Origin of the sequence: Actinomadura latina NBRC 106108 (assembly GCF_001552195.1) — a bacterium.
In the GTDB taxonomy this organism is placed as follows: Bacteria; Actinomycetota; Actinomycetes; order Streptosporangiales; family Streptosporangiaceae; genus Spirillospora; species Spirillospora latina.
In genome coordinates this window covers 754260-769196 of the sequence record NZ_BCQS01000003.1, presented here as the reverse complement: position 1 = coordinate 769196, position 14937 = coordinate 754260, and the positions used below count along the sequence as shown (strand labels likewise).

Genomic DNA, 14937 nt, shown 5'->3' with positions numbered 1-14937 from the left:
CAGCTTACGGCCTCACGTTGATGCCCGCGTGCGGACAGGCTCGTATACCGGTGACGCGTCACTTGGAGGGTGAGTCTACGTGGCGGAGGGCCCTGCGTCGAACCGATACTCAGACATCGTTCACCGGCCGGCGGCGGGGCCGACGTGACCGGCGCGGATATATGGCTCGGGTCACGAACGGCGATCTGTAACGATGGGGGCATGAGCACTGACCGTCCTCGCATCTCCAAGCGCATCGCCGCGATATCCGAGTCCGCCACGCTGGCCGTCGACGCCAAGGCCAAGGCGCTGAAGGCGGCGGGCCGTCCGGTCATCGGGTTCGGCGCGGGCGAGCCCGACTTCCCCACGCCCGACTACATCGTCGAGGCGGCGGTGGCCGCCTGCGGGGTGCCGCGCTTCCACAAGTACACGCCGGCGGGCGGGCTGCCGGAGTTGCGCGCCGCCATCGCCGAGAAGACCGAGCGCGACTCGGGTTACCGGGTCGAGGCGAACCAGGTCCTCGTGACCAACGGCGGCAAGCAGGCGGTGTACGAGGCGTTCGCGGCACTGCTCGACCCGGGCGACGAGGTGATCGTCCCGACCCCGTACTGGACCACCTACCCCGAGTCGATCAAGCTGGCGGGCGGCGTAGCCGTGAACGTCGTCGCCGACGAGACCACCGGCTACAAGGTGAGCGTCGAGCAGCTCGAGGCGGCCCGCACGGACCGGACGAAGGTGCTGCTGTTCGTGTCGCCGTCCAACCCGACCGGCGCCGTGTACTCGCGGGACGAGATCGAGGCCATCGGACGCTGGGCCGACGAGCACGGCCTCTGGGTCGTCACCGACGAGATCTACGAGCACCTCGTGTACGGGGGCGCCGAGTTCCACTCGATGCCCGTGGTGGTGCCGGAGCTCGCCGACCGGACGCTCGTCCTGAACGGCGTGGCGAAGACGTACGCGATGACGGGCTGGCGGGTGGGCTGGCTGATCGGCCCGGCGGACGTCGTCAAGGCCGCGCAGAACCTCCAGTCGCACGCGACGTCCAACGTGGCGAACGTGTCGCAGGCCGCCGCGCTCGCCGCGGTGAGCGGCGACCTGTCGGCCGTGGCGGAGATGCGCAAGGCGTTCGACCGGCGCCGCCAGACGATCGTGCGGATGCTGAACGAGATCCCCGGCGTGGTGTGCCCCGAGCCGGAGGGCGCGTTCTACGCCTACCCGTCGGTGAAGGCGCTGCTGGGCAAGGAGCTGCGCGGCAAGCGCCCGGAGACGTCGGTCGAGCTGGCCTCGCTGATCCTTGAAGAGGCGGAGGTCGCGCTGGTGCCGGGTGAGGCGTTCGGCACGCCCGGCTACTTCCGCCTCTCCTACGCACTGGGCGACGACGACCTCGTCGAGGGCGTCTCGCGCGTCGCGAAGCTGCTCGCCGAGGCGAACTGAACCTGCACGGAACTGAACCTGCACGCATGAACCGGCCCCGGGCGCACACGTGCCCGGGGCCGGTCTCATGTGGACGGGGCATGCCCGGCCCCGTCCGCAGACGCCCGGACGGGACGTCCCGCAGCGGCCCCTCTCCGCTGTGAACCGTCCCGCCAGGGCGGGTATCAGGGGCGTACTCCTTCGGCGATGCGCATGAGCTGGTCCTTCGCCGATCCCTGCGCGGTCACGGTGACGCCGACTCCGGGCCGGGCCAGCCATGAGATCTGCCGCGCCGAGTCGGCGCGGTCGCCGGTCAGCGCCGGCATCCCCCGGACGGACGTGCGGCCCGGGACGCCCGGTGTGCGTATGAGGTCGCCCGGGCCGCTGAATCCGCTGCCCTTCACCAGGGCGATCTCCACCCAGCCGGCCGTGCCGCGCCAGGCGCACGTCGTGGTCTCGCGGTCGGCGTCCCGGGCCGCCCGGCACGGGCCGGTCGCGGTCAGGCCGCCCGGAATGTAGGTGATCCAGCCCGGCAGCCTGCCGACCACGCCGTCCGCACCTGGCTTGCGCGGTTCCGTCCCGGCGCCGGACGACGGGTGCGGCTCCGGGTTCGGTGAAGCTCCCGCCTCGGGCCTCCCCTTGGACGGCGGGGACGCGGGGAGGCCCGGGGCGGGAGGTCGCTCCGGCGGCCGGGACGCCGGGACGGTGGCGGTGGGGCGCGCCGTCTCGGAACTCCCGGCCGGTGCGGCCCGGAACGACTGATAGGTGGGCACGAGGGCGAGCGCGGCGACGGAGGCGGCGGCCACGCCCGCGGCGGCGTGCATCCGGGCCCTCCGGCGCCGGTGCCGCCGTTTGACGTCGGTGACGAGCGACGGCGACGCGGACGTCCCGGCCACCCGCTCGGCCATGGCCTTCCGCAGTTCACTCTCCAGGTCCATCGCTCATCTCCCCAGTGGCGCCAGGTTCGTGTCGAGGCGCTCCCGGAGCCTGGCGAGCCCCCGGGACGCCTGGCTCTTGACCGTTCCGACCGAACAGCCGAGCGCCTGCGCCGTCTCCGCCTCCGAGAGGTCCTCCCAGAAGCGCAGGACCAGTACCGCCCGCTGCCGCGGGCCGAGCTTGCGCAGCTCGTCCATGAGCGTCCCCCTCAGCTCGACGGCGTGGTTCGGCGATGCGGCGGGCGTCTCCGGGAGCCGCTCCATGTGGATCTCGCGGAGCACCTTCCACCGGCGGGCGCGGCTGATCACGAGGTTGACCAGGATGCGGCGGACGTAGGGTTCCGGATCGCTGTCCGCCTCCAGCCGCCCCCAGTGGCGGTAGGCCTTCTCCAGCGCGGTCTGCAGGATGTCCTCGGCGTCCTGCCGGGCCCCGCACATCAACGCCGCGGTGCGCAGCAGGGCATCGCCGCGTGCCGCCACGAACTCCACGAACGACTCGTCGTCTCGACGCCCCACTGTGCTCCGTCCCGGCTAGTGCGGTTCCGGTCCTTCCACCGGGCGGACGGCCCCCGCGCCAGGGCCGCCCGCCCGTGCTCGGGTCAGCGCGCCTGCCGCAGCGCGGTGGCCACGTCCCGAGGCCCGCCGGCGAGGACGGGGCTGCCGTTGACGAACAGCGAGTATCCGCTCGGGTCGAACAGCAGCACGCCGCCGCCGTTCGGGCTCTGCCAGCCCGCGACGCCCGCCACGGTCACCGGGGTGCCACCCTCGGGCAGCCGCAGCGCCTGCCGGAGCTGATTCTGCGTCATCCCGGCCGGCGTCTTCAGCGTTTCGACGGTGAGCCACCGGCCGGCCTCGCCGGTCCACTTCTGGGTGACCGCGCAGATCTTCTTCTCGCGCAGGTCGGCGGTGCCGGGGACGGCCGAGGCGTAGCGCAGGCCCTTCGGCAGCATGACGGCCTTCTCGACCGTGCCGCCGACCTTCACCGCGGGCCGCAGGGTGCTGCAGTCGAGCTTCGGCAGGGCGGCCGGGCCCGGCTTTGCGGGGACGCGCGCGGACGGCTTGGCCGCCGGGGCGCCCGGCAGGTCCTTGGCGGACGGCGCGCAGGTCGGCAGGTTCGCCGGGACCTTGCCCTTGAGGTTCGGGGCCTGCGCGTCCGTCGCGGGGAGCTCCGCCTTCGGGACGTCCTGGGCGGGGACGCCGGTCTCGGGCAGGTCCTTCGTGACCGGGTTCTGCTTGAGCCGCTGCTCGACCTGCTTCTTCGCGCCGGTCTCGGGCACCGTGCCCTTGGGCAGCTCGACTCCCTTGGGCAGCTCGACTCCCTTGGGCAGCTCGGACCTGGCCGGGAGGCAGGTCGGGAGCGTCTTGGGCGCCGGGTCCTCCGCCTGGCGCGCGGCCGCCGGAGCCTGGGCGCCGCTCGACTGGAGGCCCGCCTCATGGTGGGTGCCGGTCATCGCCCAGGTGGCGCCGCCGCCGACGGCGACGGTCCCGACGGCGGACGCGGCGATCAAGGCGGCCTTCAGCGTGATCATGGTGTATCCCTCTCTGCCCGGTGTCTTGCTGCGGGGGGTGGCCCGTATCTCTCTGGCGCCCCTCGTATACGCACGGTGCCCGGGTGGGGTTGCACGCGGTGCCGAAGTTTTTCCGAGATGCCCATGAACGGGATGGCCGCCGCGTGTCATACGAGGTAGTCCGGTGTGGTGATCCTGCGTGTACGGGATTCGGCGGGGCCGATGATCCGGCAGCATTGGGTCATGGAGGCCAGTACCGTTTCAGCCCGCCCGGCCCAGCAGCACTCCGTGCCGGACCGCTCCGTGCCGAGCGACGGGGAGCCCGCCACCGCGCGGGGCGCCGCCCGTCCGGACGTGGCCCTGCTCCCGAAGGCGCACCTGCATCTGCACTTCACCGGGTCGATGCGGCATTCGACGATGGTGGAGCTCGCCGGCCGGCACGGCGTCCACCTGCCGGACGCGCTCGTCGAGGACTGGCCGCCCAAGCTCCACGCGACCGACGAGCGCGGCTGGTTCCGGTTCCAGCGCCTGTACGACATCGCGCGCTCGGTGCTGCGGACGCCGGACGACCTGCGCCGCCTGCTGCGCGAGACCGCGGAGGACGAGGCGGCGGAGGGGTCGGGCTGGCTGGAGATCCAGGTCGATCCGAGCGGCTACGCGGCGAAGTTCGGCGGGCTGACTCCGACCGTCGAACTGGTGCTGGACGCGGCGCGGGAGGCGTCGGAGGCGGCCGGCGTCGGCATCGGCGTCGTGATCGCGGCGAACCGGACGCGGCATCCGCTGGACGCCAAGACGCTCGCGCGGCTCGCCGTCCGCTACGCGGGCAAGGGCGTGGTCGGGTTCGGGCTGTCCAACGACGAGCGGCGGGGCCGCGCCTACGACTTCGAGGGCGCGTTCCGGATCGCGAAGCGCGGCGGGCTGCTGTCGGACCCGCACGGCGGCGAACTGCTCGGCCCGGCGAGCGTCCGGGAGTGCCTGGACACGCTGGACGCCGACCGGATCGGGCACGGCGTCCGCGCCGTGGAGGACCCGCGGCTGCTGGCGGCGATCGTCGACCGGGGCGTGACGCTGGAGGTGTGCCCGGCGTCGAACGTCGGCCTCGGGGTGGCGGCGACGGCGTCGGACGTCCCGGTGCGGCGGCTGTTCGAGGCGGGCGCGTCGATCGCGCTGGGCGCGGACGACCCGCTGCTGTTCGGGTCGCGGCTGGCCCGCCAGTACGAGCTGGCCCGCACCGACCACGGGTTCTCCGACGCCGAACTGGCGGAGCTGGCCCGGCAGTCGATCAGGGCGTCGGCCGCTCCGGACGACCTGCGCAAAACCCTGCTGGACGGCGTCGACGCCTGGCTCGCGGGCTAGCGTTCCGGGTCGGCGGGGCGTTCCGCGGCGCTCGTCCTCGGGCTCACGCCGTCCAAGCTAGTGGCCGGCCGGGCGCCACAGTCCGCGGCGTTCGAGGTGGGCGGTCAGCAGCTCCCCGGTGCGCACGATGTGGCCGCGCATCTCGGTGCCGGCCGTCCGGGCGTCCCCGTCCCGCAGCGCCGCCAGGATCCGCGCGTGGTCGCGGACGGCGAGTCCGGGCCAGTCGTCGAGCCGCCCGTACAGCCCGCGCGGGACGTACCGGGCCGCCGCCGCGAGCGACCAGGCGAGCTTCGGGGAGTCGGCGGCCAGGTTGACCGCCCGGTGGAAGAGGTGGTCGTACTCCTCCTGCAGGTCGGGTCGGCGCGCGGCCATGGCACGTTCCAGGGCGCGCTGGAGCCCGTCCAGCTCCCGGAGCAGGCCGGCGTCGGCGCGGAGGGCGGCGCGGGCGGTGAGTTCGGCGGCGATGCCGGCCTGCACCCAGAACAGGTCCTGGACGTCGCGTTTCGACAGCGGCGCGACGACGAACCCGCGTCTCGGCTCCAGCACCACGAAGCCCTCGCTGCGCAGCGACTTCAGCGCCTCCCGGACGGGCGTGACGCTGATGCCGAACTCGGCGGCCAGCCGTTCCAGCCGGAGGAACTCACCGGGCCGGAGCCGGCCGTCCATGATCAGCTCACGGATGCGGGCGGCGGCCTCGTCGCTCAGCTGCGGCCGGGTGCCGAGCGCCGGCCGGGGCGGGGGGAGGGGGGCGGGTAGGGCCACGGTCGTACTCCAAGTCCGGGGCCCTACCGCGACGCGCCCCGCGGCCGGCAAGGGCCCTTGCCCCTAGTGGTTCCCGTTCCGTCAGGCGGCGATGCCCTCGGCGAGCAGGATGGCGCCGAATATGGCGAATCCGGCGGCGGCGCCGTACTTGATGACGCGCTCGGGGAGGTTCCGGCCGAGCAGCCGGCCGGCGACGATGGCGAGCGCGTCGGCGGCGACCATGCCGATCGTCGAGCCGGCCCACACGCCGGTCAGCGCGAGGAACCCGCCGTGGTCGGCGGCGAGGGTGACGGTGGCGAGCATCGTCTTGTCGCCGAGTTCGGCGAGGAAGAACGCGCCGCCGACGGCGAGGATCGCCGATCCCGTGGCGCGGCGGGCCTTGTCGCGTTCGTCGTCGTCCAGCTCGTCCCCGCGCAGCGTCCACAGGGCGAACCCGAGGAACGCGATGCCGGCGAGGATCGAGAGGGGTCCGGTCGGGAGCGCGGCCCCGAGCGCCGCGCCGAGCGCGACGCTCCCCAGGTGGACGATCGCGGTCGCGGCCGTGATGCCGAGCAGCACGTGCAGGGCGCGGAAGCGGGTGGCGAAGGTCATGGCCATGAGCTGGCTCTTGTCGCCCAGTTCGGCGACGAAGATCACGACCAGGCTGATGAGGAAGGCGGACACCGGATCCCTCTCGCTCGGATGCCGGGCGAAGGGCGGGGCTGTGCGCGCTCGACCCCGGCCCGGCATGACTGCCAGGCCGAAGGTCTCGTCCGCCGCGATCTGGATCGGCCCGCGCGACCGGGCGCCGTCGGCGGCGCCAGCATGTCGATCACGCGATTGGGACTACTCCCCCTCGACCCATCCACCCTACAACCCCTGGTCAGGCTGCGCACAGGTCAGAGGGTGGCGCCGATCATGACGGGTTCGTTGACCAGGGTGACGCCGAAGGCGGCGTGGACGCCGGCGCGGACTTCGCGGGCCAGGGCGAGGAGGTCGGCTGTACTGCAGCCGCCCGGGTTGGTGAGGGCGAGCGTGTGCTTGGTGGAGATGCGGGCCGGGCCGAGGGCGTGGCCCTTGGCGAATCCGGCGCGGTCGATGAGCCAGGCGGCGGACGTCTTGACCCGGCCGCCGGCCTCCGGGTAGCACGGGAACGTCGCGTCCGGGCCGAGGCGTTCGGCGACGCGGCGTTCCAGTTCGGCGAGCTGGGCGGCGTCGAGGATGGGGTTGGTGAAGAAGGAGCCGGCGCTGCGGGTGTCGGGGTCGGCGGCGTCCAGGACCATGCCCTTGCCGCGCCGCAGTTCGAGGACGGCGTCGCGGGCCTCTTTGAGGGTGACGCGGTCGCCCGGCCGGACGCCCAGCTTGCGCGCCAGTTCGGCGTAGGCGATCGGCTGCGACTCTTCCGCCTCGTGCAGCGCGTACGTCACGTCCAGGACGACGTACCGGTCGCTGCCCTTGAAGGCGCTGTGCCGGTAGGTGAAGCGGCAGGCGTCGCGGTCGAGCGCGACGACGGCGCCGGCCTCCCGGTCGTAGGCGCGGACCTCGACGATCGTCTCGCTGACGTCCTGCCCGTAGGCGCCGACGTTCTGGATGGGGGTGGCGCCGACGCGGCCGGGGATGCCGGACAGGCACTCGACGCCGGCGAGGCCGTCGGAGACGCAGCGGGCGACGAACGGGTCCCAGTCCTCGCCGGCCCGGACGCGGACGAGGATCCGGTCGCCGTCGGCGGCGGCGCGCTCGGTGCCGCGGGTGCCGACGTGCACGACGGTGCCGGGGAAGCCGTCGTCCGAGACGACCAGGTTGCTGCCGCCGCCGAGCACGAGGACGGGCTCGCCCTCGTCGTCGGCCCTGCGGATCGCGGCGACCAGTTCCGCCTCGGTCGTCGCCTCGACGAAGCGGCGGGCGGGGCCGCCCAGCCGCAGCGTGGTGTATCCCGCCAGGTTCACGTCTTCGGCGAACACCGCCACGTCGTCTTCCCCTCCCGTACGTGCCGCCGGCCTCGGCACCGGCCGGGGCGGCCCCGGCCGATGCGTCGCTGCTCGTCAGGCGAGCCTGACGACCGCCTTCGCGCGCGTGAGGACCTTCTGGTCGTTGGACCTGGCGGTGAGCGCGACGACGACCTTGTTGTCGTCGAGCTTCTCCTCCACCTTGCCGCTGATCTCCAGGGTCGCGCCGCCCTCGTCGGGGACGACGACCGGAGAGGAGAACCGTACCCCGTAGTCGACCACGGCGCCCGGGTCGCCGGTCCAGTCGGTGACGAACCGGCCGCCCTGCGCCATCGTGTACATGCCGTGCGCGATCACGTCCGGGAGGCCGACGGCCTTCGCGACGGACTCGCGCCAGTGGATCGGGTTGAAGTCGCCGGACGCGCCCGCGTACATGACGAGGTTCGCGCGGTCGATCGCGTACGTCTGCGCGGGGATCTCGGTGCCGACCTCGACGTCGGCGTAGTTCACCTTGGCGGTCATCAGGCCCCCCGCTCCACGATCGTGTTGTAGGTCTTGCAGACCAGTTCGCCCTCGGTCGTCGTGACGTCGGTCTCGATGACCATCTTCTCGTTGCTGCCGATCGACTTGATCTCGGTGATCGTCGCGGTGCAGGTCACGACGTCGCCGGCGCGGAGCGGGCGGGTGTACTCGAAGCGCTGCTCACCGTGCACGACCATCGCGTAGTTCAGCCCGAGGTCGGGGTCGGCGAGGCCGGCGTTGCCGAGCGAGACGACGATGGGGAAGGTGGGCGGCGCGATGACGTCGGGGTATCCGGCCGCCTTGGCCGCCTCCTGGTCCCGGTAGATCGGGTTGCGGTCGCCGATCGCGTCCGCGAACTCGCGGATCTTCACCCGGCTGACCTCGTACGGGTCGCTGGGCGGGAAGCTCCGCCCGATGAAATCACGGTTGAGTGCCATGCAATCCGTCCCTCCAGGTCGAACGGGGCCACCCTGCCTGGGCGCCTGCCCGGGCGCCCGCCTGAGCACGCCTGATTCCGTCTTCGCTCGGACGGTAACAGAATGGCGTTCAGCCCGCCCTTGCCGGGTCTCACTGGCGAGGACGGGCTGATTGTCGTCGGGGCAAGCGCGCCAAGAAGTCGCTGCTTTGCCGGCCTTGCGGCGCTGAGCCCGCGGGTTGCGCGTTGGACGGCGACCCCGGCTTCGGCCGGCGTGTGTCCCGCTGCGGACGGCGGGCGGTGGCAGCCGGCCCGTGCTGAGCGCAGCGGGGCAGTATTTCGCCGCCCGAACCTCAGCTAGCGGGTTTCGCGGTGCGGGCGGTGGCAACGGCAGTTGGGGCAGTACTTCTTGATCTCCAGGCGGTCCGGGTCGTTGCGCCGGTTCTTCCGCGTGATGTAGTTGCGGTGCTTGCACTCCTGGCAGGCCAGCGTGATCTTCGGCCGGACGTCAGTGGCAGCCACGATGGAGTGCCTTTCTGGGTAAGGGACATGGATCTCGGACCTCGGCCGCCCGGGGAGGGCGGCCGGCGATTCGACCCAGCCTGCTCACCCCCGGGACGGAGATGAGAGGCACGGGTAGTAGCGAGGGCCGGACTTGAACCGGCGACACAGCGATTATGAGCCGCTTGCTCTGCCTGACTGAGCTACCCCGCCGTGATGGTCGGTGTGGACCGGATTGCAAGGATACCGGATGCTCACCGAACCCTGGAAACGCAAAAACCCGGATCGAGATCGGGGATTCGGTTTCGCGGGTTCCGCTGGACCGCCTCCCAGGCTACCGGGTGTGCCGGTGAGCTGCGAAACGCCCTGCTGGAACCGGTGGGACGGTACCACAGCGCCCTGTACGGAGCGAATCGGCCCGTTCCGGCATGGAGGCACGAGCCCCGAGAACGACGAAGGCCGCCGTCCGATGGTGCCGGATGGCGGCCGGTATGCCGTGAGCCCCTTTACGGAATCGAACCGTAGACCTTCTCCTTACCATGGAGACGCTCTGCCGACTGAGCTAAAGGGGCTTGCGTCGCTCGCGCAGTGAAACCATACACGGCCTCGGCGAGTGTGGCGAACCCGATTGCGGCGTCGGCGTCGGCGCAGGTCAGCGCAGCAGGTTGCGGGCGATGACGAGCTGCTGGATCTGGCTCGTCCCCTCGTAGATGCGGAACAGCCGGACGTCGCGGTAGAAGCGCTCGACGGCGACGCCGCGCATGTAGCCCATGCCGCCGTAGACCTGGACGGCCCGGTCGGCGACGCGTCCGACCATCTCGGAGCAGAAGTACTTGGCGCAGGACGGCCCCTGCTTCGTGTCCTCACCGGCGTCGTAGGCGCGGGCGGCTTCCAGGACCATGGAGCGTCCGGCGTACAGCTCGGTCTGGGAGTCGGCTATGAGCCCCTGGACGAGCTGGTACTCGCCGATCGTCTTGCCGCCCTGGCTGCGTTCCTTGGCGTAGGCCACGGTCTCGTCCAGAATTCTCTGGGCGAGGCCGACGCAGACGGCGGCGATGCTGAGCCGCCCGTGGGCGAGGGACGCCATCGCTGTGCGGAAACCCGTTCCCTCGGTGCCGACCATGGCGTCGGCGGGGACGCGAACATTGTCGAAGAAGACCTCGGCCGTGTGGGCGCCGCGCTGGCCCATCTTCTGGTCGGACGGGCCGATGCTCAGGCCGTCCGTGCCCTTCTCCACGAGGAAGGTGGAGATGCCGCGGGAGCCGGTGCCGCCCGTCCTGGCGAAGACCATGAAGACGTCGGCCTCGGGGGCGTTGGTGATGAACCGCTTCGCGCCGTTGATGACGTAGTCGTCGCCGTCGCGTTCGGCTGTCGTGGTGAGGGTGCTGGGATCGGAGCCGGCCTCGGCCTCGGTGAGCGCGAACGCCCCGATGACCTCGCCGGACGCGAGTTTCGCGAGCCAGGCGTCCTTCTGCGCGTCCGTGCCGGAGTTGACCAGGACCTGCCCGGCGATGCCGTTGCTGGTGCCGAACATGGAGCGGAAGGCGGGGCTCGCGTAGCCGATCTCGAAGACGAGGCGCACCTCCTCGCTCAGCGTCAGCCCCAGGCCGCCGTACTGCTCGGGCAGCGCGTACCCGAACAGGCCCATGTCCTGGGAGGTGCGGCGCAGCGCCGCCGGGATCGCGTCGGTCTCCTCGATCTCCTCCTCGCGGGGGATCACCTGCTCGCGGACGAAGCTGCGGACGGCCTTGAGCACGTCGGCGAAATCCTGTGGCTCCATGGACGTCATTCTAGAATCTGATTCCAAGATAGTGGACGGTTTCGAGGTCTCGTACCGCCGCGCCGAAGTGATCGGCTAGAACCGGACGAAGACCGCGGTCGCGTCGTCGTACTGCTTGCCCCGCGGTTTCGTACCCGCCGCTTCAGCGATCCTCGTTCTCCGGACGAGTTCCCTCGGGCCTTCCTCGTCGAGGAGCTGGAGCAGCTCGTCCCAGTCCAGCTGGCCGAACCGCTCCACCAGCCTGGACGCTCCGTCGCTCAGCACCGCCGCCCGTTTCAGTCCGGCGACCGGGACCTCTCCGGTCAGCCCCTCGTACGCGGCCTCCGGTTTCGTGCTCGCCACCCAGAACCCGCCGGGGCTGTTCCGCGACCTGCGCACGCCTTCGAGGGTGTAGCTGGGCAGATGATCGACGCGGTCGTCCCGGAAGACCCTGATCTCGCCGACGTCCACCACGATCGGGGAGTCGGCGAGCACGAACCACTCCACGACCTCGCCGCGGCGGCGCAGCAGCGACACCGTCGCGGACGGGCTGTCCGGGTTGCGCAGGTCGCACGCGTCCGTGTGCGCCTCGCTCGTCACCTTGATGGCCTCGGCGACCAGGTCGGGCAGCGGCTTGCCGTCCTCCAGCGCGAGCAGCGCCGCGATCCGGCCGCCGAGCCTGCGCACCAGCCACGCCGGATCGTGCCGGCACCCGCTGTCCACCCCCGGCGGCGCCGTCGCCCCGTCCAGCAGCACGACCCAGCCGGGGCCGGCCGCCACGAAGTCCTCGTTCTCCCGTCCCGGCGTCGCCTCGCTCACATAACTCACCTGCACGGTTGCAGGTCTACCTGGTGGACGGCCCGGCCGGGACCGCTAGACCAAACCCGCACACCCCGGCCCGCCGACCTGCCGCTCTGCTGTATCGGCGTCTCGCCTTCCGCGGCGTTGGGCCGGACGGCCCGCGCGGTCGCCCCGGCTCGTGGTCACTGTCCGTGGTCATGGTCCTGACGAAGGCGGGACTTCCAGCGTCGAATTATGGACATCTGGGCGGTGCGAATTCAGCTGATCATGGGCCGTCGCGTCGGGGGACGTCCGGTGGGAGATCCGCAGATCAAAGGTGATGAAGCGGATGCGCCGACCGGCTTCAGCCCGTGTTTCGACCTGATCCATATGACCGCTTCCGGACAGTGATCTTTGTATCCATGCCCGGTTTCGCCGGCTTCCTCAAATCCCGGCCCGGCCGCGGCCACCCCCGGCCCACCGTCGACCGGGCGCATGTTTCCACAGGTCAGAGGCAGGAAATGGACGAGCCGACGAGAAACTTGGTCCATGACAGAGCGTGATGGACCGTCCCGGCGAGGGATCCAACGGGCCGCCGAGGATGGCCCCTCGCGGCACATTCGCCGCATGTCGACCATCTGAGGTTTTACCCACCTGAGCACGCAAAAGCCCTAGTCAACGCGTTACGGTGCCATCCGTTCGCCGCGGCGTGTGGCGAGGTCACCACCCGTCCAGCAGCGAAGGGGAGCGGTCCGTGGAACGTCATGCTCAGCGCTCGCGCACCCTCGCGGCGGTCACCGTCGGGCTGGCGGGCCTCGTCGCGGCGGCGTTCCTCGTATTCCAGGCGTTCCGCGAGCACCCGGCCACCGCCGCCCCGCCGATGCCCGGGCCCGCCGCGTCCGCCGCGTCCGCCGCGTCCGGCACGGCGAGGCCGTCCGCGTCCCCCGCGCTGCCGCGGTCGGCGCCGCTCCGCCTGGAGGTGCCGCGGATCGGCGTCCGGACGCCCCTGATGACGCTGGCCAAGAACGCCGACCGGACGGTCGAGACCCCGCCGCTGAGCCGCGCCCAGGAGGCCGGCTGGTACCGGCTCGGCGCCGCGCCCGGCAGCCGGGGCGCGGCGGTGATCATCGGGCATGTGGACACCGCCGGCGGGCCCGCGGTGTTCTACCGGCTCGGGGCGCTCCGTCCCGGCGACCGGGCCCGGGTGCTCCGCGCCGACGGCCGCACCGCCGTGTTCCGGATCGACTCCGTCGAACGCGTCGGCAAGGACCGCTTCCCCACCCGGCGGGTCTACGGCGATCCCGGTTACGCGGCGATTCGCCTGATCACCTGCGGCGGCCGCTTCGACCGCGGCAGCGGCCACTACACGGACAACGTGATCGCCTTCGGTCACCTGGTGCGGTCCGAGGAGGCGCGCTGACATGCCCGCGACCTTCGACCCCGCGTCCTTCGCCGGCTCCGAATGCACCGTGACCATCCCCGACCGCTCCGCCGCGCACCGGATCACCGGTTCCGGCCGCCCGGGATCGGCCCGTGCCGGACGTCCCGTCCCCGCCGCCGGGACGGGTCGCCTGGCGTTCGAGGCGGCGGGGGGCTCGCCGACGGTCACCCTGCCCGACCGGGCCGCGCCCGGGATCGCGCCGCCGGCGGGACCGCGCCTCCTCGCGCCGCCCGCCCCGTCCCCTTCCCCTCGACCGCAGGCGCCGCCCTCCGGTCCACGCCGCCTGGAGCCGGCACCCGCCCGTCCGCGGACGGGCGCCGCCCGCTCCCACCGGCGGACCGGGGACGGCAAACGCGACCTGCCGCACATCCCCGTGGACGCGATGCGCGTGACCGTGCTGATCCCGGCGCACAACGAGGCCAAGCAGATCACCGAGACGATCGCGTCGCTGCGCCGCCAGGAGCGCCCCCCGGACAACATCGTGGTGATCGCCGACAACTGCACGGACGCCACCGCCGCGTTCGCGCAGCTCTGCGGCGTCGAGATCGTCGGGACGCGCGGCAACGAGCACAAGAAGGCCGGGGCCCTGAACCAGGTCCTCGACCGGCTGCTGCCGATCCTCGGCCCGGAAGACGCGATCATGGTGATGGACGCCGACTCGGCCCTCGACCCCGGCTTCATCCGGCACGGCATCGGCTACCTGGCGGACGGGCGCTACGCCGCCGTCGGCGGAACCTTCACCGGCAAGCGCGGCGGCGGCGCCGTCGGCATGTTCCAGCGCAACGAGTACGCCCGCTACGCCCGGGACGTCCGGCGGCTGCAGGGCAAGGCGCTCGTCCTGACCGGCACCGCCACCATCTTCCGCGCCACGACGCTCCAGGAAGTGGTCGCGGCCCGCAGGTCGGAGCGCCTTCCCGGGCTTCCCCACGTCTACGACGTCCGCGTCCTCACCGAGGACAACGAGCTGACCCTGGCCATCCTCCACCTCGGCTTCCGCATCATCTGCCCGGGCGAATGCACGCTCACCACCGAGGTGATGCCGACCTGGCGGGAACTGGCGCAGCAGCGGCTGCGCTGGAAGCGCGGCGCCCTGGAGAACCTCGTCGACTACGGCTGGACGCCGATCACCCGCCCGTACTGGGGACGGCAGTTGCTCTCCCTGGTCGGCATCCTGGTGATCACCGCCTACCTGTCCTCGCTCGTCTACTCGGCGATCTGGCTCGGCGGCATCCAGATCAGCCCCATCTGGGCCGCCGTCACGGTGATCTTCATGGTGGAGCGCGTCGTGACCGTCCGGCAGCGCGGCGGGCTCCAGATGGCCATCGCCGCCACCATCGTCGTCGAAATGGTCTTCGACGTCTTCCTCCAGATCGTCCAGGCCCGTGCCTTCTGGCAGGCGGCCTGGCGCAAAGAAAGGAAATGGTAGGCATGTACAACACACCCCCCATCGGCGGCATCGCCGCGGGTTTCGGCGGTGCCGCCGCGGCGTCCCCGTGGCTCGGCCTGCAGGCCCTCTGGCTCGGCCTGGCCCTGTTCACCGTGGTCTCGGCCGGCCTGGCCGTGAAGCGGATCCTCCCCGCCCGCAAGGGCTGACCCTCCAGGAAGGCCGGGGCGCGCGGCTGCCTCGGCCTTCCGCATCCG

17 protein-coding genes and 2 tRNA genes are annotated in these 14937 nt (G+C 72.1%); 6 read left to right on the top strand and 13 right to left on the bottom strand.

Translation table 11 applies throughout. From position 1 onward, the window contains the following. Positions 1–201 precede the first annotated feature (201 nt). On the top strand, positions 202–1413 hold the full coding sequence (locus AL2_RS04420) for a pyridoxal phosphate-dependent aminotransferase (protein ID WP_067629333.1): 1212 nt from the start codon (positions 202–204) through the stop codon (positions 1411–1413). 164 nt (positions 1414–1577) lie between these two features. Here AL2_RS04420 and AL2_RS04415 read toward each other — a convergent pair whose 3' ends face one another. From AL2_RS04415 to AL2_RS04405, 3 genes are all read right to left on the bottom strand, one after another. Continuing rightward, on the bottom strand, positions 1578–2330 hold the full coding sequence (locus AL2_RS04415; RefSeq protein ID WP_067629331.1) for a hypothetical protein: 753 nt from the start codon (positions 2328–2330) through the stop codon (positions 1578–1580). Between the two features lie 3 nt (positions 2331–2333). Next, positions 2334–2843 (bottom strand): SigE family RNA polymerase sigma factor, encoded by a 510-nt coding sequence (locus tag AL2_RS04410; protein WP_067629329.1) that lies wholly within the window; start codon positions 2841–2843, stop codon positions 2334–2336. A gap of 83 nt (positions 2844–2926) precedes the next feature. Next, entirely contained in the window at positions 2927–3856 is a 930-nt protein-coding gene (locus tag AL2_RS04405) for a lipase chaperone (RefSeq protein WP_067629327.1), read from the bottom strand. A gap of 222 nt (positions 3857–4078) precedes the next feature. Here AL2_RS04405 and AL2_RS04400 point away from each other — a divergent pair, with 222 nt between their 5' ends. Beyond that, positions 4079–5191, top strand: coding sequence for an adenosine deaminase (locus tag AL2_RS04400; protein WP_083946037.1), 1113 nt, complete (start codon positions 4079–4081; stop codon positions 5189–5191). A 57-nt stretch (positions 5192–5248) separates the two neighbouring features. Here AL2_RS04400 and AL2_RS04395 read toward each other — a convergent pair whose 3' ends face one another. The 10 genes from AL2_RS04395 to AL2_RS04350 all read right to left on the bottom strand — a co-directional run bounded on the left by AL2_RS04395 (position 5249) and on the right by AL2_RS04350 (position 11894). Next, complete coding sequence (locus tag AL2_RS04395; RefSeq protein ID WP_067629325.1) at positions 5249–5953, bottom strand: GntR family transcriptional regulator; 705 nt, start codon at positions 5951–5953, stop codon at positions 5249–5251. 81 nt (positions 5954–6034) lie between these two features. Then, positions 6035–6616: a TMEM165/GDT1 family protein gene (locus tag AL2_RS04390; RefSeq protein WP_067629323.1), complete on the bottom strand. Its 582-nt coding sequence runs from the start codon at positions 6614–6616 to the stop codon at positions 6035–6037. A gap of 215 nt (positions 6617–6831) precedes the next feature. Then, positions 6832–7899, bottom strand: a complete 1068-nt coding sequence (locus tag AL2_RS04385; RefSeq protein WP_067629321.1) for a UDP-N-acetylmuramate dehydrogenase — start codon at positions 7897–7899, stop codon at positions 6832–6834. Positions 7900–7974: 75 nt separating this feature from the next. Continuing rightward, entirely contained in the window at positions 7975–8400 is a 426-nt protein-coding gene (locus AL2_RS04380) for a MaoC family dehydratase (protein WP_067629319.1), read from the bottom strand. After that, positions 8400–8837 (bottom strand): MaoC family dehydratase N-terminal domain-containing protein, encoded by a 438-nt coding sequence (locus AL2_RS04375; RefSeq protein WP_067629317.1) that lies wholly within the window; start codon positions 8835–8837, stop codon positions 8400–8402. Before AL2_RS04375 ends, AL2_RS04380 begins: the two co-directional genes overlap by 1 nt. A 335-nt stretch (positions 8838–9172) precedes the next feature. Continuing rightward, entirely contained in the window at positions 9173–9337 is a 165-nt protein-coding gene (gene rpmG / locus AL2_RS04370; protein WP_067629315.1) for a 50S ribosomal protein L33, read from the bottom strand. Positions 9338–9455: 118 nt separating this feature from the next. Further along, positions 9456–9529: transfer RNA gene (locus tag AL2_RS04365), tRNA-Met, on the bottom strand. 286 nt (positions 9530–9815) lie between these two features. Next, positions 9816–9888: transfer RNA gene (locus tag AL2_RS04360), tRNA-Thr, on the bottom strand. A gap of 80 nt (positions 9889–9968) precedes the next feature. Further along, positions 9969–11096, bottom strand: coding sequence for an acyl-CoA dehydrogenase family protein (locus tag AL2_RS04355; RefSeq protein WP_067629313.1), 1128 nt, complete (start codon positions 11094–11096; stop codon positions 9969–9971). 75 nt (positions 11097–11171) lie between these two features. Further along, a complete protein-coding gene (locus AL2_RS04350; RefSeq protein ID WP_245666314.1) occupies positions 11172–11894 on the bottom strand; it encodes a PP2C family serine/threonine-protein phosphatase in 723 nt (240 codons plus the stop codon). A 216-nt stretch (positions 11895–12110) separates the two neighbouring features. On the opposite strand from AL2_RS04350, the gene AL2_RS37235 reads away from it, so the two are divergent. The 4 genes from AL2_RS37235 (at position 12111) to AL2_RS37230 (ending at position 14889) form a co-directional block, all read left to right on the top strand. Next, the gene (locus AL2_RS37235) at positions 12111–12266 is read left to right on the top strand and encodes a hypothetical protein (RefSeq protein ID WP_157438002.1); all 156 of its coding nucleotides are present in this window, start codon (positions 12111–12113) and stop codon (positions 12264–12266) included. 343 nt (positions 12267–12609) lie between these two features. Next, complete coding sequence (locus AL2_RS04345) at positions 12610–13275, top strand: class F sortase (RefSeq protein WP_067629309.1); 666 nt, start codon at positions 12610–12612, stop codon at positions 13273–13275. A gap of 1 nt (position 13276) precedes the next feature. Further along, the gene (locus tag AL2_RS04340; RefSeq protein ID WP_083945917.1) at positions 13277–14722 is read left to right on the top strand and encodes a glycosyltransferase family 2 protein; all 1446 of its coding nucleotides are present in this window, start codon (positions 13277–13279) and stop codon (positions 14720–14722) included. A 2-nt stretch (positions 14723–14724) separates the two neighbouring features. Continuing rightward, positions 14725–14889 (top strand): hypothetical protein, encoded by a 165-nt coding sequence (locus AL2_RS37230; RefSeq protein WP_157438001.1) that lies wholly within the window; start codon positions 14725–14727, stop codon positions 14887–14889. Positions 14890–14937 lie beyond the last annotated feature (48 nt).

What these genes read in the sequence shown, in the direction of transcription:
- AL2_RS04420 (WP_067629333.1), top strand. Translation starts at nt 202, where the DNA reads ATGAGCACTGACCGTCCTCGCATCTCCAAGCGCATCGCCGCGATATCC.
- AL2_RS04415 (WP_067629331.1), bottom strand. Translation starts at nt 2,330, where the DNA reads ATGGACCTGGAGAGTGAACTGCGGAAGGCCATGGCCGAGCGGGTGGCC.
- AL2_RS04405 (WP_067629327.1), bottom strand. Translation starts at nt 3,856, where the DNA reads ATGATCACGCTGAAGGCCGCCTTGATCGCCGCGTCCGCCGTCGGGACC.
- AL2_RS04400 (WP_083946037.1), top strand. Translation starts at nt 4,079, where the DNA reads ATGGAGGCCAGTACCGTTTCAGCCCGCCCGGCCCAGCAGCACTCCGTG.
- AL2_RS04380 (WP_067629319.1), bottom strand. Translation starts at nt 8,400, where the DNA reads ATGACCGCCAAGGTGAACTACGCCGACGTCGAGGTCGGCACCGAGATC.
- AL2_RS04375 (WP_067629317.1), bottom strand. Translation starts at nt 8,837, where the DNA reads ATGGCACTCAACCGTGATTTCATCGGGCGGAGCTTCCCGCCCAGCGAC.
- AL2_RS04355 (WP_067629313.1), bottom strand. Translation starts at nt 11,096, where the DNA reads ATGGAGCCACAGGATTTCGCCGACGTGCTCAAGGCCGTCCGCAGCTTC.
- AL2_RS37235 (WP_157438002.1), top strand. Translation starts at nt 12,111, where the DNA reads ATGGACATCTGGGCGGTGCGAATTCAGCTGATCATGGGCCGTCGCGTC.
- AL2_RS04340 (WP_083945917.1), top strand. Translation starts at nt 13,277, where the DNA reads ATGCCCGCGACCTTCGACCCCGCGTCCTTCGCCGGCTCCGAATGCACC.
- AL2_RS37230 (WP_157438001.1), top strand. Translation starts at nt 14,725, where the DNA reads ATGTACAACACACCCCCCATCGGCGGCATCGCCGCGGGTTTCGGCGGT.